The organism is Paracraurococcus ruber (genome assembly GCF_004353985.1).
In the GTDB taxonomy this organism is placed as follows: domain Bacteria; phylum Pseudomonadota; class Alphaproteobacteria; order Acetobacterales; family Acetobacteraceae; genus Paracraurococcus; species Paracraurococcus ruber.
Map to the genome: position 1 here is coordinate 14,348 of NZ_SMOA01000035.1, position 14,935 is coordinate 29,282.

Genomic DNA, 14,935 nt, shown 5'->3' on the forward strand with positions numbered 1-14,935 from the left:
CGGTCACCACGGCGCCGGCAGCACGCCGGCGGGCAGCGGCACGCGCAGCAGCTTGTAGAAGGCGAGGTGGATGAGAGGCGGCATCACGACCGCGAGCGGAAAGGCCAGCACCGGCCGGGCGCCGAGTGCGATGGCGGCGACCAGCACCATGATCCCGGTGGTGGCCAGGAACCCCAGCGGCTCCGAGGCCAGCATGTAGAAGAGCAGCAGGGCCGGCGGGATCAGGGCGCGCAGCCCACCGAGGCGGAGCGGGCCGGGCGGCGCCGCGTCCGCCTCCTCCGGCACCTCGAAGCTGCGGCCGATGCCGAGCGCGATCAGCGCGCCGCAGAGCATGAGGCCGCAGCCGATCAGCATGGGGAAGGCGGCCGGCCCCACATCCTGGCCGGGCACCGCCGGCAGGCGGGACCCCGCGAGGGCGGCGGCGCCGCCGAGGGCGACGAGGACCGCGCCGGTCACCCGGTCGGACAGATGCACCCGAGTCTCCCTGGACTGTTTCCTTCCCGGCCAGTCTAGAGCGGATCGCGGAGGGCCGTGAACGGCCCGGGGCGTGAATCCGCCTGTCAAACCGGATGCGCCGGCGGCGTGCGCCCGGTTGTGAACGCCGCGCCGCCACAGCCATGTCGGCCGCAACCGACAGGGCCCCGGGCCGGGCCGGCCGCGATTTGTCGGCGCGCGCCGGCCGGGCCATGATCGGGCGAAGCATCGTCGCAGCAAGCCGTCGCAAGGGGAACGACCCGTCCATGAGAACACCGCGCGCATGAGCATCGCCTGGCATGGGCTGCTTTCCTCCATCGAGGCGACGGAGGATGGCCTGCAGTCGGCCGGCTACATCGCCAGCCGCCCGATCTCGACCGCGCTGTACCTGGCGCATCACCTGCGCAAGCCGATCCTGGTGGAAGGGCCGGCCGGCGTCGGCAAGACGGAGCTGGCGAAGGCCGCCGCCGGCTGGCTCGGCCTGCCGCTGATCAGGATGCAGTGCTACGAAGGGCTGGACGAGGCCAAGGCGCTGTACGAGTGGAAGTACGGCAAGCAGCTTCTCTACACCCAGATCCTGAAGGACCGCATGGGCGCGCTGCTGGGCGAGGAGCCCGGGCTGGACGCCGCCATGCGCAAGCTGCACGGCGTCAGCGACCTGTTCTTCTCCGAGGAGTTCCTCGAGCCGCGGCCGCTGCTGCGGGCGCTGCGGGAGCCGGGCGGGGCGGTGCTGCTGATCGACGAGGTGGACAAGGCCGACCAGGAATTCGAGGCCTTCCTGCTGGAGCTGCTGTCGGACTACCAGGTGAGCATCCCCGAGATCGGCACGGTGCAGGCCGGGGTGGCGCCGCTGGTGCTGCTGACCTCGAACTCCATGCGAGACCTGGGCGATGCGCTGAAGCGGCGCTGCCTGCATCTGCATATCGGCCTGCCGGATGCGCGGCTGGAGGCGCGGATCATCGCGTCGCGTGTCCCGGATGCGGCGGAGGACCTGCGGCGGCAGCTGGTCGCCTTCGTGCAGCAATTGCGGGCGCTGGACCTGAAGAAGCTGCCCTCGGTCAGCGAGACCATCGACTGGGCCCGGGTGCTGGTGCTGCTGCACGCGCCGCAGCTGGACCACGCCCTGGTCCGGGACACGCTGAACGTGCTGCTCAAGTTCGAGAGCGACATCGAGACGGTGGCGCCGCAGCTCAACGACCTGCTGCTGAAGGCGAAGCGGGAGGCGGTGCCGGTGCGATGACGGGGCGCCGCTGATGGACGGCCCGCTGCTGGACTTCTTCCGCGCCGCCCGTGGCGCCGGGCTGCGGATCTCGCCGGCCGAGAGCATCGACGCGACGCGCGCGGCGCAGGTGGTGGGCTTCGCCGACCGCGCGGTGCTGCGCGACACGCTGTCCCTGGTGATGGCCAAGACGGTGGAGGAGAAGCGCGCCTTCGCCGAGGTCTTCGACCTTTTCTTCCGGCGCGGGGATTTCGGCGGCGCGGCGCAGGACGAGGCGACGCCCGGGGACGGGCCGCCGCGCGGCGACGCGGCGGGCGAGGGCCAAGGGGGCGAGGGCCAGGGGGGCGAAGGCCAAGGGGGCGAAGGCCAGGGCGGCGAAGGCCAGGGCCAGGGCCCGGGCGGCAGCGCCCTGGCCCGCATGCTGCTGGCGGGTGATCAGGCCGGGCTGGCCGCGGCGGTGGAGCGGGCGGCGCAGGACGCCGGACTGTCCAACATCGCGCTCTTCACCCAGGTGAACCTCTTCACCCGACGCATCCTGGACCGCATGGGCCTGCAGGCGCTGGAGCGGGAGATCGCCCGGACCGGCGACGACCGGCTGCGCCAGGGCCGCGACCGGCTGCGCGACCAGGTGCGCGACTTCGTCGAGCAGAACCTGGCGCTGTTTGCCCGCGGGGAGAACGAGGCCTTCCGCGAGCGGATGCTGCAGCAGACGCGGCTGTCCGCCATCGACCGGCGCGACTATGAGCGGATGCGGGTGCTGGTGCGCGCCATGGCGCGGCGGCTGGCGACGCAATATGGCCGCAACCGCAAGCGGGACCGGCGCGGCGTGCTGGATGTCCGCCGCACCCTGCGGCGCAACATGGGCTGGGACGCCATTCCCTTCCATGTCGTCTGGAAGCAGGAGCGGATCCAGAAGCCGAAGCTGGTGGTGCTGTGCGACGTCAGCGGCTCGGTCGCCGCCATCGCGCAATTCCTGCTGCTGTTCCTCTATTCGCTGAACGAGGCGCTGTCCGGCCTCAGGTCCTTCGCCTTCTCCGGCAACCTCGTGGACGTGTCCGACGTGCTGGAGCGGCTGCCGATCGAGCAGGCGGTGCCGGAGGTGATGGCGCGGGCCGGCTTCGGCTCCTCCAACTACGGCATGGCGCTGCAGGATTTCGAGCGGGAGCATATGCGCCTGCTGGACAGCCAGACGACGGTGATCGTGCTGGGCGATGGCCGCGGCAACCGCACCGACCCGCAGGCGGAGGTGCTGGCGCGCATGGCGAACCGCGCGAAGCAGGTGGTCTGGCTGAACCCGGAGATGCGCACGCTCTGGGGCACCGGCGATTCCGACATGCCGCGCTACGCCCCGCATTGCCGCGTGGTGGCGGTGTGCAACACGCTGCAGCACCTGGAACGGGTGGTCGGCGAGCTGCTGCGCGACGGCGGCTGACGCCAGGCCGGGGGCCGGGGCCTCGCCTCAGGCCCCGGCGCGAGCCGCCCTATCCTATTGGTTGCAGAGCGGAGTCTCGCGTCCGGGCGTTCACGCCCTCCCGCGATCCGCTCTACGCCGTTCTTCGCCGCGGCGCCTCGAAGCCCTGGGTATTGCCGTCCGGTTCGAACGGCACGGCATTCGGGTGCAGCACGGTCGCCTGCTGCGCCTCCTCCACGCTGCGGATGCCGGCCTGGCCGAAGGTGCCGCGGATCTCCTCCATGAAGGCGGCGGTGGCGTGGTCGCCGCCCGCCTGGCCGATGGCGGCGACCGAGAGCAGGAAGGCCCGGCCGGCGAAGCAGAAATCCGCCCCCACCGCCAGCGTCCGCAGCACGTCGAGGCCGGAGCGGATCGAGCCGTCATAGAGGATCTTCGCCCGCCCGCCGACCGCGGCGGCGATGGCCGGCACCGTGTCGATGGAGGCCGGCGCGGCGTCGAATTGCCGCCCGCCATGGTTGGAGACCCAGATGCCGTCGACCCCCAGCGCCACGGCGCGTTCCGCATCCGCCGGGTGCTGGATGCCCTTCAGCACCAGGGCGCGCGGCCAGGCTTCCCGGAACCGGGCGATGTCGTCCCAGGTGACGCCGGTGGTCATGTGCTGGGTGACGAAGCTGGCAAGCTCGGCGATCGAGGCATTCTCGCCGACATATTTCCGCATGTTCTCGAAGCGCGGCTGGCCCTTCTGCAGCATCTCCAGCGCCCAGAAGGGGGCGCGGGCGATGTCGAACAGGGTGCGCGGCCGGTACCTGAACGGCACGACCAGGCCGTTGCGCACGTCGTGCACGCGCTTCTGCCGCATCGGCACGTCCAGCGTCACCACCAGCGCATGCGCGCCCACCGCCTCCGCCCGGCGGATCAGGTCGAGCGACAGGCGATGCCCATCCGCCGGCAGGCCATAGAGCTGGAACCACAGGCTGTCCGGCGCGATGCGCGCCAGCTCCTCCATCCCCACATTGGCGACGGTGGAGGAGACATAGGGGATGCGCGCCTGCTGCGCCGCGGCGGCCAGGATGGCGTCCGCCCTTGGCCAGACCATGCCGACATTGCCCATGGGCGCGACGCCGACCGGCGCGGCATAGTCCCGGCCGAACAGCCGGGTGGCGATGTTGACGCCGGAGAGGTCGAGCGCGTAGCGCGGCACGATCCGCACCGCATCCATGGCGGCGCGGTTATGTGCGACATTGGGCGCGCCGTCGCCGACGCCGCCGGCCACGAAGTCATAGGCGAAGCGGGCGACCCGCCATTTCGCCCGGGCCTGCAGGTCGTTGAAGGTAGGGAAGCGGCGCCGCAGCCGGCCCGCCGGCGTCTCCGTGGCGCCGGCCGCGCCCCAGCCGGCCGGCCGGCCCGTCCCACCCGTGCTGCTGCCGCTCATGTCCCGCGTTTCCCCCGATCTTGCCCGGATTATGCACCCCTGCGGCCGGCCGCAAAGCCGGCCTGGCCTTGATCCCTCGCGCCGGGATGACAGATGACACCGTTGCGCCGAGCGACAATCCGGCCGGGCCGCCGTTGAGTCGACCCGACCCGGGATGCAGCTTGCAGGAGGACACGAACACCATGGCCGCCGATCCCTTCCGACCCGGGCCCGCGCTGCGCGCGGCGCTGCTCGCCCTGCCGCTGCTGGGCGCCTGCACCACCATCCCCGACCAGCCGGCGAATGGCTGGGCCAGCCTGCCGAGCGATGCCGTCGTGGGCGCCGGCGACCCGGTGCGGGCGGCGATCCTCAACACCGCCTATGTCTTCCCCAACCCGGGCAGCGTCGCCGGCAAGCCGGACATGGCGGCGCGCGCGGTGGCGAATTACGAGTTCCTGACCACCGAGATCCCCTATGGCCCGCGCTGGCGCGGCTTCAACCCGACCGTCGGCGTCGAATTGCTGGCCGGGCAGCAGGAAGTGGCGCAGGCCTTCGGCATCGCGCCCAATGCGCCGACCCAGCAGGTGGTGGATGCGCTCTATGCCGCATCCCGCGCGCTGCGGGCGGGCGACCAGGCGGCGGCGGAACGGGTTCTGTCCGGCCCGGCCTTCACCCGGGGCGGGGCGGCGACGCTGCAGACGCTGGCATCCATGCCCAGCATGCCGCGCGCGGCCGCGGCGGCGGCGCTGACGGCGCAGGAACTGGACCGGAACGACCGCCTGGGCTCCCCGCGCGGGGTCGGCGGCGATGGCGGCGGCGGCGGCGGGTATCGCTGAGCCGGCGGGCATCGCCGCGTCCGATCCCCGCCTGGGGGCCGGATGCCGGGGCCGGGCTGCCGCAGGGCGAGCGCCCGCCCCACGACCCGGGCCCGACGGCGGTGTCGCCTGCTGCCGTGCAGGCGGACCCCCGGTCCTGCCCTATTCCGCCGCCTGCTTCGCCCAGATGCCCATGCGGTTGAAGGGCGCATAGGGCGGGAAGGCGCCGATGGCGGTCATGTCCACCTCCACCAGGCTCGGCCCCGGGGTGGCAAAGGCCTTCGCCACCTGCGGGCCAAGCTCGGCCGCCGAGCCGACGCGGAAATAGGGCAGGCCGGCCAGGGCGGCGAGGCCGGGCAGGTCCGGCCCCGCCGGGTCGGCGAAGTAGAAGCGGCCATCCTGGAAGGCACCCTGGATGTGCTTGATGACGCCGTAGCCGCGGTCGTTCATCACCATGATGACCAGCTCGGCGCGTTCCTGCACCGCCGTCCACAGCTCCTGCAGGTTCACCTGGAAGCCGCCATCGCCGACCATGGCGATGGCCTTGCGGCCCCCTCCCGCCATGGCGGCGCCGATGCCGAGCGGCAGGCCCGGCCCGATGGCGGCGCTGACGGGGTGGACGGCATCGCGCGGGCCATACACGGGGAAGATGCGGTTGCCCCAGGCGGAGTTGCTGATGGTGATGTCGCGCACCCAGAGCGCGTCGCGCGGCATGGCGTCCCGCAGCAGGGCCGGGAATTCGGCATAGGGGCCGAGCTGGGTGCAGTATTCCGCCACCGCCTCCCGCTTCATGGCGGCGAATTCCTCCCGGTAGCCGGGGGCCACCTGGATGCGGCCGCGCAGGCGGTCGGCCAGCGCATCCATGGTCAGCCCAGCGTCGCCGCAGACGAAGGCCTGGCTGGCATAGCCGCGGCCATCGGCGCGCGGGTCCACATCCACCCGCACCAGCGTCTCCGGCAGCTTGAGCGCGAACTCCATCATCTCATGGCCGCGCAGCCGGGAGCCGACGACCAGCATCGCATCGACCGACCTGTAGAAATCTTGCACCCGGGCGGAGCCGTTGCCGTGCAGGCCGCCGAGCGACATCGGGTGGTCCTCGGGCACGATGCCGCGCCCGTTCCAGGAGGAGACGACGCCGAAGCCGAGCTCCATCAGGCGGCTGGCAGCCGCCCCGGCCTCCTTCGCGCCATTGCCGAGCCAGAGCATGGGCCGCTTCGCCCGCGCCAGGATCTCGGCGGCTTCCTCCAGCGCCGCCTCGGCGGGCGGCAGGGGCGGCGGCACCGGCAGCACCAGCCCGTCCAGCGCCGCCGGGCGCGCGATGGCGGTGCGCTGGATGTCGATCGGGATCTCGACGGACACGGGCCCGCGCGGCGCGGTCAGCGCCAGCGCCGCGGCCTGGGTCAGCACCCCCAGCGCCTCCGGCGCCGACCGCACGCGGAACATGCCCTTGCAGACCGCCCCCAGCATCTGCGGCTGGCCCGGCAGGTCATGCACCGTGCCAAGCTCGCGGTCGATGAACTTGGTCGGCGTCTGGCCGGTGATGTGCAGCACGGGGGAGCCGGCGAATTGCGCCTCCGCCAGCCCCGGCACGGCATTGGCCGCGCCCGGCCCGGTGGAGGAGAAGAGCACGCCGAGATGGCCGGAGACGCGGGCATAGGCATCGGCCATATGCGCCCCGCCCATCTCGCCGCGGGCCATCACGTAGCGGATGGCGTTGCGCCGCCCGATGCCGTCCAGCATCGGGATGTTGTGGACCGAGACGATGCCGAAGCAGGTGGTGACCCCGATGCGGGAGAGGAATTCCGCGACGAGGTCGCCGACATAATAGGCGCTGTCCGACATGGTGTCCGTTCCCCCCGATGCTGGTTGGCCCCGGCCCGGATGCGATGCGCGGGCCGGAGAGTGCGGGAAGCGCCTCCCCGCCGCGCCTCAGATGCCGGTCTTCAGGATGCGCTTGGCGATCGCCATGCGGTGCACCTCGCTCGGCCCCTCATAGATCCGCTGCACGCGCACCTGCGCCGCCATCAGCTGCAGGGGCAGTTCCTTCGTCATGCCCATGGCGCCGAAGCCCTGCATGGCGTTGTCGATCACCTCCTGCGCCATCTCGGTGGCGAAGACCTTGATCATGGACGCCTCGTTGCGGACATCCTCGCCGGCGCCGAGCTTGGCGGCGGCATCGCGCACCATCAGGCGGCAGGCATGGATCTTCGTCGCCGCCTCGGCGATCCACCACTGGATCGCCTGGCGGTCGGCCAGCTTCACGCCGAAGGTGGTGCGGTTCTTCGCCTGCTCGCACAGCATCGCCAGCGCGCGGCGCGCCATGCCGGTGCAGCGGGCGCCCATCTGCAGGCGGCGGATGTTGAGACGGAGCTGCATGGGCGCATAGCCGGCGCCGAGCGCCCCCAGCACCTGGCTGTCCGGCACGCGGCAATCCTCGAAGACCAGCTCATAGGTCCGGCGGCCGCCGATCATCGGGATCTCGCGCTCGATGACGAAGCCGGGCGTCCCGCGCTCGACGATGAAGGCCGTCACGCCCTCCTGCCGCTTCCCTTCGCCGGTGCGGGCCATGAGAATGATGAAATCGGCCCGCGGCACGCCGCTGACCCAGATCTTGCGGCCGTTGATGACCCAGCCATCGCCGTCCTTCACCGCCCGCGTGGTCATGCCCGCCGGGTCGCCGCCGGCCCCGGGCTCGGAGATCGCGATGGAGGAGCGGGCCTCCCCCCGCGCATAGGGGTCGAGGTATTTCTTCCGCTGCTCCGGGTTCGCCACCGCCTTCAGCATGTGCAGGTTCGGGCTGTCCGGCGGGAAGATGAAGGGGGTGACGGTGCGGCCCATCTCCTCCTCGACCGCCATCAGCGCCGCGAGCGGCAGGTCGGCGCCGCCGAATTCCTCCGGCACGTCGAGGCCCCAGAGGCCCAGTTCCTTGCACCTGGCCAGCAGCGGCGCCTCTTCCTCCGGCGTCAGGCCGTAGCGCTGGCCCTCGGCCTCCCGCTTCAGCACCGCCGGCTCCAGCGGCATCAGGTCGCGCTCGACGAATTTCACGACCAGGTCGCGCACCATGCGGTGCTCCTCGGCCAGCGCCGGGATGCCGCCGATGTCGAAGCCGTCCATGATCCGTTTCCCCGATGAGCTTGCGTTGGCGGGCAGGATAGACCCGGGTGGATGGGGCCGTCACGGGAGGGGGCGCTGCCCCCTCCCGCACCCTCCCCCGCCAGGGGTCAGGCGACCCCTGGACCGGCCTGAGTCAGCCTCGAGGGTTCCAAGGGCCTTTCGGCCCTTGGCGGGTGGAGTTTGAGGAGGGCGGCGCCCTCCTCAACCCACCGCCGGCTGCGCCTGCCGATGGGCGAAATTGCGCAGGTTCAGCTGCCGGCGGTGGTCCTCGTAGAGCAGCGGCTCGAACCGCACCGGGTTGTCCGCCGTCACGCAGCTCGGCACCGGGCGGATCACCGCATCGTTGTCCGGGCCGAAGAAGAAGGGGATGGCGTAGCGCATGGCGTTGTTCTGGTTCAGCACGCGGTGCGGCGTCGGCGTGAAGCGGCCATTGGAATAGCGGCCCAGCATCTCCGCCGTGTTCACCACGAAGGTGCCGGGGATGGCGGGCGGGCGCAGCCATTCCCCCTCGGCGGTGCGGACCTCCAGCCCCGGCAGGGCCGACTGCGCCAGGAAGGTGATGAAATTCGTGTCGATATGCGGGGCGAAGCCGAAGCGGCCCTCCTCCGGGTCCGGCTGCGGCTGGTAGCGGATCAGCCGCAGGGTGCAGGTCGGGTCGCGGAAGTCGCCCGCCAGGTATCCGGGCGGCATGCCCAGCGCCATGGTGAAGACCGGCAGCAGCCGCTGCGCCAGCGCCTCCATGGCGGCGAAATAGGCCAGGGCCGCCGCCCGGAAGGCCGGCAGGCCGGGCGGCCAGCGGTTGGGCGCGACGAAGGGCCGCTTCTCCAGCACCGCCGGGTGGTCCGGCGGATAGTCGCGGATGATGTAGAAGCTCTCGTTCAGGTTCGGCTTCTTCACCTCCGCGACCTTGGAGGTGCGGATGACCTGCGCCCCGGTCGGCAGGTAGCCGATATTGTACTCCCCGACCTTCAGGGCGAGTTTCTCATCGTCCGGCAGGGCGAAGACCTGCGCCGCGGCGTCGAAGCAGCCGGCCGGCAGCGCCGGGTCGATGCCATGGCCGGCCAGCACCAGGAAGCCGGTATCCGCGCAGGTGCGGGCGATGCGCGCGGCCAGGTCCTCCGCCGCGCCGGGGGCGCCGGCCAGGGCGGGGCCGATATCGAGGACGGGGATGCGGCCATCGGCGAGGCTCATGGGCGGTCTCCGCGCTGCGTCCTTCGGAGTGCAGCACGGGCGGCCAGGCGGCGCTACTCCGCCGCCACCTTCGTCATGTCCAGCACCACCTGCTTCAGGTCATAGGCGTTCAGGCTGTCCCAAAGCCGCGGCAGGTCCGCCTCGAACAGCCCACGCGTGACGCCGGCGGCGACGCGCGGCGCGGAGATGGCCATGGCGTTGATCGAGCTGCCGGCCGGGCCGAAAGACATCGAGGTGCCGATGCCGAAGAGGTGGATGTCGCGGATCCAGGGCGTCTCGCCCGGCCGCTTCTCGGCGAAGGAACTGTCGGCGTTCAGGTAGGGGAACTCGCCGAGGCGCGGGTTCGCCTCCTCCGCGGGCGGCGCGTAGCGGTCCTGCCACTGCGCGATGTTGTGGTGGCACCGCGCCAGTTCCGGCACGGCGGCCGGGTCCATCCGCACGCCGGTGCCGCAGATGAGGAAATCCGCCGCGAAGTCGCCGCGCGGCGTGTGCACCACCGCCCGTCCGCCCTCCGCCCGCGCACCGGTCCAGGGGCGGCCGACATGCATGGTGAAGTTCGGATGCGCATTGGTGCGGTCATAGGTGTCCTGCGCGAAGCCCTCCCGCATCCCCAGGACCTTCGCCATGAAGCGCCAGCGCCAATCGTCCGGCATCTCGTGCATGTGCCGCAGGAAGCCGGCGAAGGTCAGCCAGCGATAGGGCTGCACATCCATCGGCTCGGCCCGGCGGCAGAACAGGTGCACCTCGGCGGCGCCGGCCTCCAGCGCCGTCGCGGCATTGTCGAAGGCCGAGGCGCCGGCGCCGAGCACCGCCACCACGCGGCCAGCGAGCGCGGCGAAGTCGATGGCATCGGCGGCATGCGCGCGCAGGGCCTTCGGCAGCGCGGCGACGAATTCCGGCATCCACCAGTACCCGACGCCCTCCTGCCCGGTCGCCATCACCACCTTGCGGGCCAGCATGGGGCCGTCGCTGGTCTCGACCGCCAGGCAGGGCAGGCCGTCATCGGTGCGGGCGGGGGCGATGGCGCCGGCCGCGACGCCGTTGCGGACGGGGATGCCGGTGACCCGGCGGAACCAGCCGAGGTAGTCCTGCCAGCGCTCCTTCGGGATCATGTAGAGGTCGGCGAAATGCCGCGCGCCCCACTGCGCCTCGTGCCAGGCCTGGTAGGTGAGGGAGGGCAGCTTCAGGTCCGGCCCGATCTGGTTCTTGGGCGACCGCAGGTGGCGCATGCGGGCGAAGGTGACCCAGGGGCCTTCCCGGCCGGGCGCGGCGCGGTCCACCACCAGGATGTTGTCCACCTTGTCGCGCTTCAGGGCATGCGCCACTGCCAGCCCGCATTGCCCGGCGCCGATCACCAGGCAGTCCAGCACCGGCCTTCCGCCGCTGGTCTTCGGCACCAGCCAGGGGGCGCGGGGATGCGCCGTCAGCTCCAGGTCCCGGGCGAGGTCGGCTTCCAGTTCGACGAGGCTCTGCGGCGCGGGCATCGGTCACTCCTGCTGCGCCGAACAAGATAGGCCCTTGGCGCTATCCGGCAACGATCAGCCGCGCCAGGGCCTCGGGCTCGCTCAGCATGGGGTAGTGGCCGGTGTCCAGCTCGTGCCAGGCGGCACCCATCGCCTCGGCCAGCCGGCGCTGATGGGCCACCGGCGGGTTCTGGCTGCGGCGGCACCAGATCACACTCGTCGGGACCCTCATCCCCCAGAAGCGCGGCAGGACCACCGGCGCCACCATGGGCGCGATCGGGTGCTGGGTGATCCGCTCCAGGGTCCAGGCCCGCGTCGCCGGGTCCAGCTCGGCGAACAGCCGCCCCTCGGCATCCGCCCGGCTGGGCCCGCTGGTGAGGTCCGTGTTCACCGCCGTCGGGCGGGACACGATGTCGGGCAGCGCCTCCCCGTCGCGCAGCGCCAGCGCATCGGCGAAGACCAGCCGGCCCAGCCGGTCCGCGGCCAGCTCCGCCAGCCGGCACAGCACCATCCCGCCGGTGGAGGTGCCGACCGCCACCACCTCCCGCCAGTCCTCGGCGAAGAGCAGCGCGGCCAGTTCCGCCGCCTGGCTTTCCGTGGTGATGCCGGGGCGGATGGCATGGGCCCGCTCCCCGCAGCCATCCAGGCTGGGCGCCAGCACCTCATGCCCCCCGGCCCGCAGCCGGGCCGCGACGCGCGTCCAGATCCAGCCGCCCTGGTAGGCGCCGTGGATCAGCAGGATCCTTGCCATGCCCTTGTCCTCCCCATGGCATGATGCAGCGCCGGCTTGTCGGTTGACAGGGCCGCCCCCGGCCGCAAGCTGGCCGCCAACACAAGGGAGACGTTCCATGGCCGATCTGGACCTGGTGATCCGCGGCGGCACCGTGGTGGATGGCAGCGGCGCCCCGGCCTTCGAGGCGGATGTGGCGATCGCCGGCGGCCGCATCGTGCAGGTCGGCAAGGTCGCCGGGCGCGGCGCCGAGGAGATCGACGCCAAGGGCAAGCTGGTCACCCCCGGCTTCGTCGACATCCACACCCATTACGACGCCCAGGCGACCTGGAGCAGCCGGATCGACAGCTCCTCCTACAACGGCGTCACCACCGCGCTGATCGGCAATTGCGGCGTCGGCTTCGCCCCCTGCCGGCCGGAACGGCGCGATGCCCTGGTCAAGCTGATGGAGGGCGTGGAGGATTTGCCCGAGGTGGTGCTGGCCGAGGGCCTGCCCTGGACCTGGCAGAGCTTCCCGGAGTTCATGGACGTGCTCGGCGCCCGGCGCTGGGACATGGACATCGCCGCCCAGGTCACCCACGCGCCGCTGCGCGTCCACACCATGGGCGAGCGCGCCGAGGCCCATGCGGAAGCGACCGAAGCCGAGATCGCCGAGATGGCGCGCCTCGCGGCCGAGGGCATCCGGGCCGGCGCGCTGGGCTTCTCCACCTCCCGCGCCATCGCCCACAAGACGCTGGACGGGCGGCACATCCCGACTCTGGGCACGCCGGAGGCGGAGCTGGAGGCGATCGGCCGCGCGGTCGGCCAGGCCGGCGCGTCCTGGCTGCAGGTCATCTCCGACTTCGACGAGCCGGAGGACGAGTTCGCCCGGCTGCAGCGGATCTGCCAGGCCTCCGGCCGGCCCATGACGTTTTCCCTGCTGCAGCGGGAGAGCCGGCCCTGGCTGTGGCAATTCCTGCTGGAAAAGATCGAGGCCGCCAACCGCGAGGGCGCCCGCATGACCGGCCAGGTGATGGCCCGCCCGGTCGGGCTGATGTTCGGCTTCGAGCTGTCGCAGCACCCCTTCGTCGCCCGTCCCTCGTGGCAGGCCGTCGCGCACCTGCCCTTCGAGGCGAAGATGCAGGCGCTGCGCGACCCCGCCCTGAAGGCGCGGCTGCTGGCGGAGGAGACGCCGGACCCGATGCTGCAGGCCCGGCTGAACACCTGGGACATGATCTTCAAGCTGGGCGACCCGCCGGACTACGAGCCGCGGCCGGAGCAGTCGCTGGGCCATATCGCGCGGGAGCGCGGCATGGACCCCGCCGCGCTCGCCTGGGACTGGATGATGGAACGGGACGGGAAGGCCATCCTCAACCGCCCCATCATCAACTACGCCGACCGCGACCTGGAAGCGGTGCGGACCATGGTGGAGCACCCGCAGACCCTGATGGGCCTGGGCGATGGCGGCGCGCATGTCGGCATCATCTGCGACGCCTCCTCCACCACCCATATGCTCGCCTACTGGACGCGCGACCGCGTGCGCGGGCCGAAGCTGCCGCTGGAATTCGCAGTGAAGCGGCTGACGCGGGACAACGCGCTGGCGCTGGGCCTGGCGGATCGCGGCCTGGTCGCGGCCGGGAAGAAGGCCGACCTGAACGTCATCGACTATGACCGGCTGCAGATCCGCGTGCCGGTCATGCAGTACGACCTGCCGGCCGGCGGCAAGCGTCTGGTGCAGCGCGCCGATGGCTACCTCGCCACGGTGGTGAACGGCGCCGTCACCTACCGGAACGGCGAGGCGACGGGCGCGCTGCCCGGCCGCCTGGTCCGCGGCCCGCAGGCCTGACCCGGCGCGGGAGGGCACCACCCTCCCGCCCCCGCCGCCGCGCGCCTATCCTCGGTCGCGAGAGACGGAGAGCGCGCGATGCAGCTGGACACCGCCCGGTTCCTGCGGGACCTGGACGAGCTTCGTACCATCGGGACCTACCGGACGGGCGTGCACCGCCCGACCTTCTCCCCGCAGGACATGGAAAGCCGCCACTGGCTGGCCCGGCGGATGGAGGAGGTGGGGCTCGACGCCAGCATCGACGGCATTGGCAATGTCTTCGGCCGCCACCGCGGCGCCGGCCCGCACCTGCTGGCGGGCAGCCATATCGAGACGCAGAACCACGCCGGCTGGCTGGACGGCGCGCTGGGCGTCATCGCCGCCCTGGCGCTGGCCCGCGCCGGTCTGCCGGTGGATGTCTGCGCCTATGCCGACGAGGAAGGGCATTGGGGCGACTTCCTGGGCAGCCGCAGCCTGGTCGGCGACCTGACCGAGGCGCAGATCGACGCCGCCCGCAACCGCACCACTGGCGCCACGCTGCGCGACGCCCTGGCCGAGGCCGGCCTCGCCGGCCGCCCGCGCCTGCTGCTGGAGGACGGCCGCTACAGGGGCGCGCTGGAACTGCATATCGAGCAGGGGACGCAACTGGAGAATGCCGGCCTGCGCCTCGGCGTCGTCACCGGCATCGTCGGCATCCGGCAATGGCGCATCGTCATCGAAGGCCAGCAGGACCATACCGGCGGCACCACCATGCGCGAGCGCCGCGACGCGGGCCTGACCGCGGTGCGCCTGCTGGCCGCGGTGGACCAGGAATTCCCCAAGGTCTGCGCCGAGCGCAGCGTCTGGACCACCGGCCGCATCCTGCTCGACCCCAACATGCCCCAGATCATCCCGGGCCGGGCGGAGATCACCTTCTCCTTCCGCGACCTCTCGGTGGAGGTCATGGACCGCATGGAAGCCTGCCTGCACCACCTGGTCTGGGAGAGCAACCGGCGGGAGCGCTGCACCGCAAGGCTGGAATTCATCGGCCGCACCGAGCCCTCGCTCAGCGATCCCGGACTGCTCGCCGCGCTGGAGGGCGCCGCCGAGAGCCTGTGTCCCGGCGCCTGGCAGGCGATGCCGAGCGGGGCGATCCATGACAGCCAGATCCTGTCGCGCAAGCTGCCGGTGGCGATGCTGTTCACGCCCTCCATCGGCGGCATCAGCCACCACTGGAGCGAGGATACGAAGCGGGAGGACCTGGAACTCGGGGTGCGCGTGCTGGCCGAGGGGGCCAGCCGGTTCCTGATGGGCAATTGAGGGG

Annotated in this window: 12 protein-coding genes; 5 read left to right on the forward strand and 7 right to left on the reverse strand. The window is 72.0% G+C overall.

Annotated features, from left to right (window positions below):
- Positions 1 to 3 precede the first annotated feature (3 nt).
- The gene (locus E2C05_RS09370) at positions 4 to 474 is read right to left on the reverse strand and encodes a tripartite tricarboxylate transporter TctB family protein (RefSeq protein WP_133219352.1); all 471 of its coding nucleotides are present in this window, start codon (positions 472 to 474) and stop codon (positions 4 to 6) included.
- 283 nt (positions 475 to 757) lie between these two features.
- Between E2C05_RS09370 and E2C05_RS09375 the strand changes: the two genes are divergently transcribed.
- Together E2C05_RS09375 and E2C05_RS09380 are read left to right on the forward strand one after the other, a co-directional pair.
- Entirely contained in the window at positions 758 to 1,714 is a 957-nt protein-coding gene (locus tag E2C05_RS09375) for an AAA family ATPase (protein WP_133219353.1), read from the forward strand.
- A gap of 13 nt (positions 1,715 to 1,727) precedes the next feature.
- The gene (locus E2C05_RS09380; RefSeq protein ID WP_133219354.1) at positions 1,728 to 3,125 is read left to right on the forward strand and encodes a vWA domain-containing protein; all 1,398 of its coding nucleotides are present in this window, start codon (positions 1,728 to 1,730) and stop codon (positions 3,123 to 3,125) included.
- 112 nt (positions 3,126 to 3,237) lie between these two features.
- On the opposite strand, the gene E2C05_RS09385 is transcribed toward E2C05_RS09380, so the two are convergent.
- A complete protein-coding gene (locus E2C05_RS09385) occupies positions 3,238 to 4,536 on the reverse strand; it encodes an alpha-hydroxy acid oxidase (protein ID WP_133219356.1) in 1,299 nt (432 codons plus the stop codon).
- Between the two features lie 161 nt (positions 4,537 to 4,697).
- Between E2C05_RS09385 and E2C05_RS09390 the strand changes: the two genes are divergently transcribed.
- The gene (locus E2C05_RS09390; RefSeq protein WP_133219357.1) at positions 4,698 to 5,351 is read left to right on the forward strand and encodes a hypothetical protein; all 654 of its coding nucleotides are present in this window, start codon (positions 4,698 to 4,700) and stop codon (positions 5,349 to 5,351) included.
- Between the two features lie 141 nt (positions 5,352 to 5,492).
- Here the strand turns inward: E2C05_RS09390 and E2C05_RS09395 are convergent, their stop codons facing one another.
- The 5 genes from E2C05_RS09395 to E2C05_RS09415 all read right to left on the reverse strand — a co-directional run bounded on the left by E2C05_RS09395 (position 5,493) and on the right by E2C05_RS09415 (position 11,849).
- Entirely contained in the window at positions 5,493 to 7,172 is a 1,680-nt protein-coding gene (locus tag E2C05_RS09395) for a thiamine pyrophosphate-binding protein (RefSeq protein WP_133219358.1), read from the reverse strand.
- Between the two features lie 87 nt (positions 7,173 to 7,259).
- On the reverse strand, positions 7,260 to 8,444 hold the full coding sequence (locus tag E2C05_RS09400) for an acyl-CoA dehydrogenase family protein (RefSeq protein ID WP_133219359.1): 1,185 nt from the start codon (positions 8,442 to 8,444) through the stop codon (positions 7,260 to 7,262).
- A 201-nt stretch (positions 8,445 to 8,645) separates the two neighbouring features.
- Complete coding sequence (locus E2C05_RS09405; RefSeq protein WP_133219360.1) at positions 8,646 to 9,635, reverse strand: isopenicillin N synthase family dioxygenase; 990 nt, start codon at positions 9,633 to 9,635, stop codon at positions 8,646 to 8,648.
- 53 nt (positions 9,636 to 9,688) lie between these two features.
- A complete protein-coding gene (locus E2C05_RS09410) occupies positions 9,689 to 11,119 on the reverse strand; it encodes an NAD(P)-binding domain-containing protein (RefSeq protein ID WP_133219361.1) in 1,431 nt (476 codons plus the stop codon).
- Between the two features lie 40 nt (positions 11,120 to 11,159).
- Positions 11,160 to 11,849, reverse strand: a complete 690-nt coding sequence (locus E2C05_RS09415) for an alpha/beta fold hydrolase (protein WP_158292035.1) — start codon at positions 11,847 to 11,849, stop codon at positions 11,160 to 11,162.
- 97 nt (positions 11,850 to 11,946) lie between these two features.
- Between E2C05_RS09415 and E2C05_RS09420 the strand changes: the two genes are divergently transcribed.
- Both E2C05_RS09420 and E2C05_RS09425 read left to right on the forward strand, forming a co-directional pair.
- Positions 11,947 to 13,653: an N-acyl-D-amino-acid deacylase family protein gene (locus E2C05_RS09420; RefSeq protein WP_133219363.1), complete on the forward strand. Its 1,707-nt coding sequence runs from the start codon at positions 11,947 to 11,949 to the stop codon at positions 13,651 to 13,653.
- 78 nt (positions 13,654 to 13,731) lie between these two features.
- Positions 13,732 to 14,931, forward strand: a complete 1,200-nt coding sequence (locus E2C05_RS09425) for a Zn-dependent hydrolase (RefSeq protein ID WP_133219364.1) — start codon at positions 13,732 to 13,734, stop codon at positions 14,929 to 14,931.
- The last annotated feature ends 4 nt before the right edge of the window (positions 14,932 to 14,935 follow it).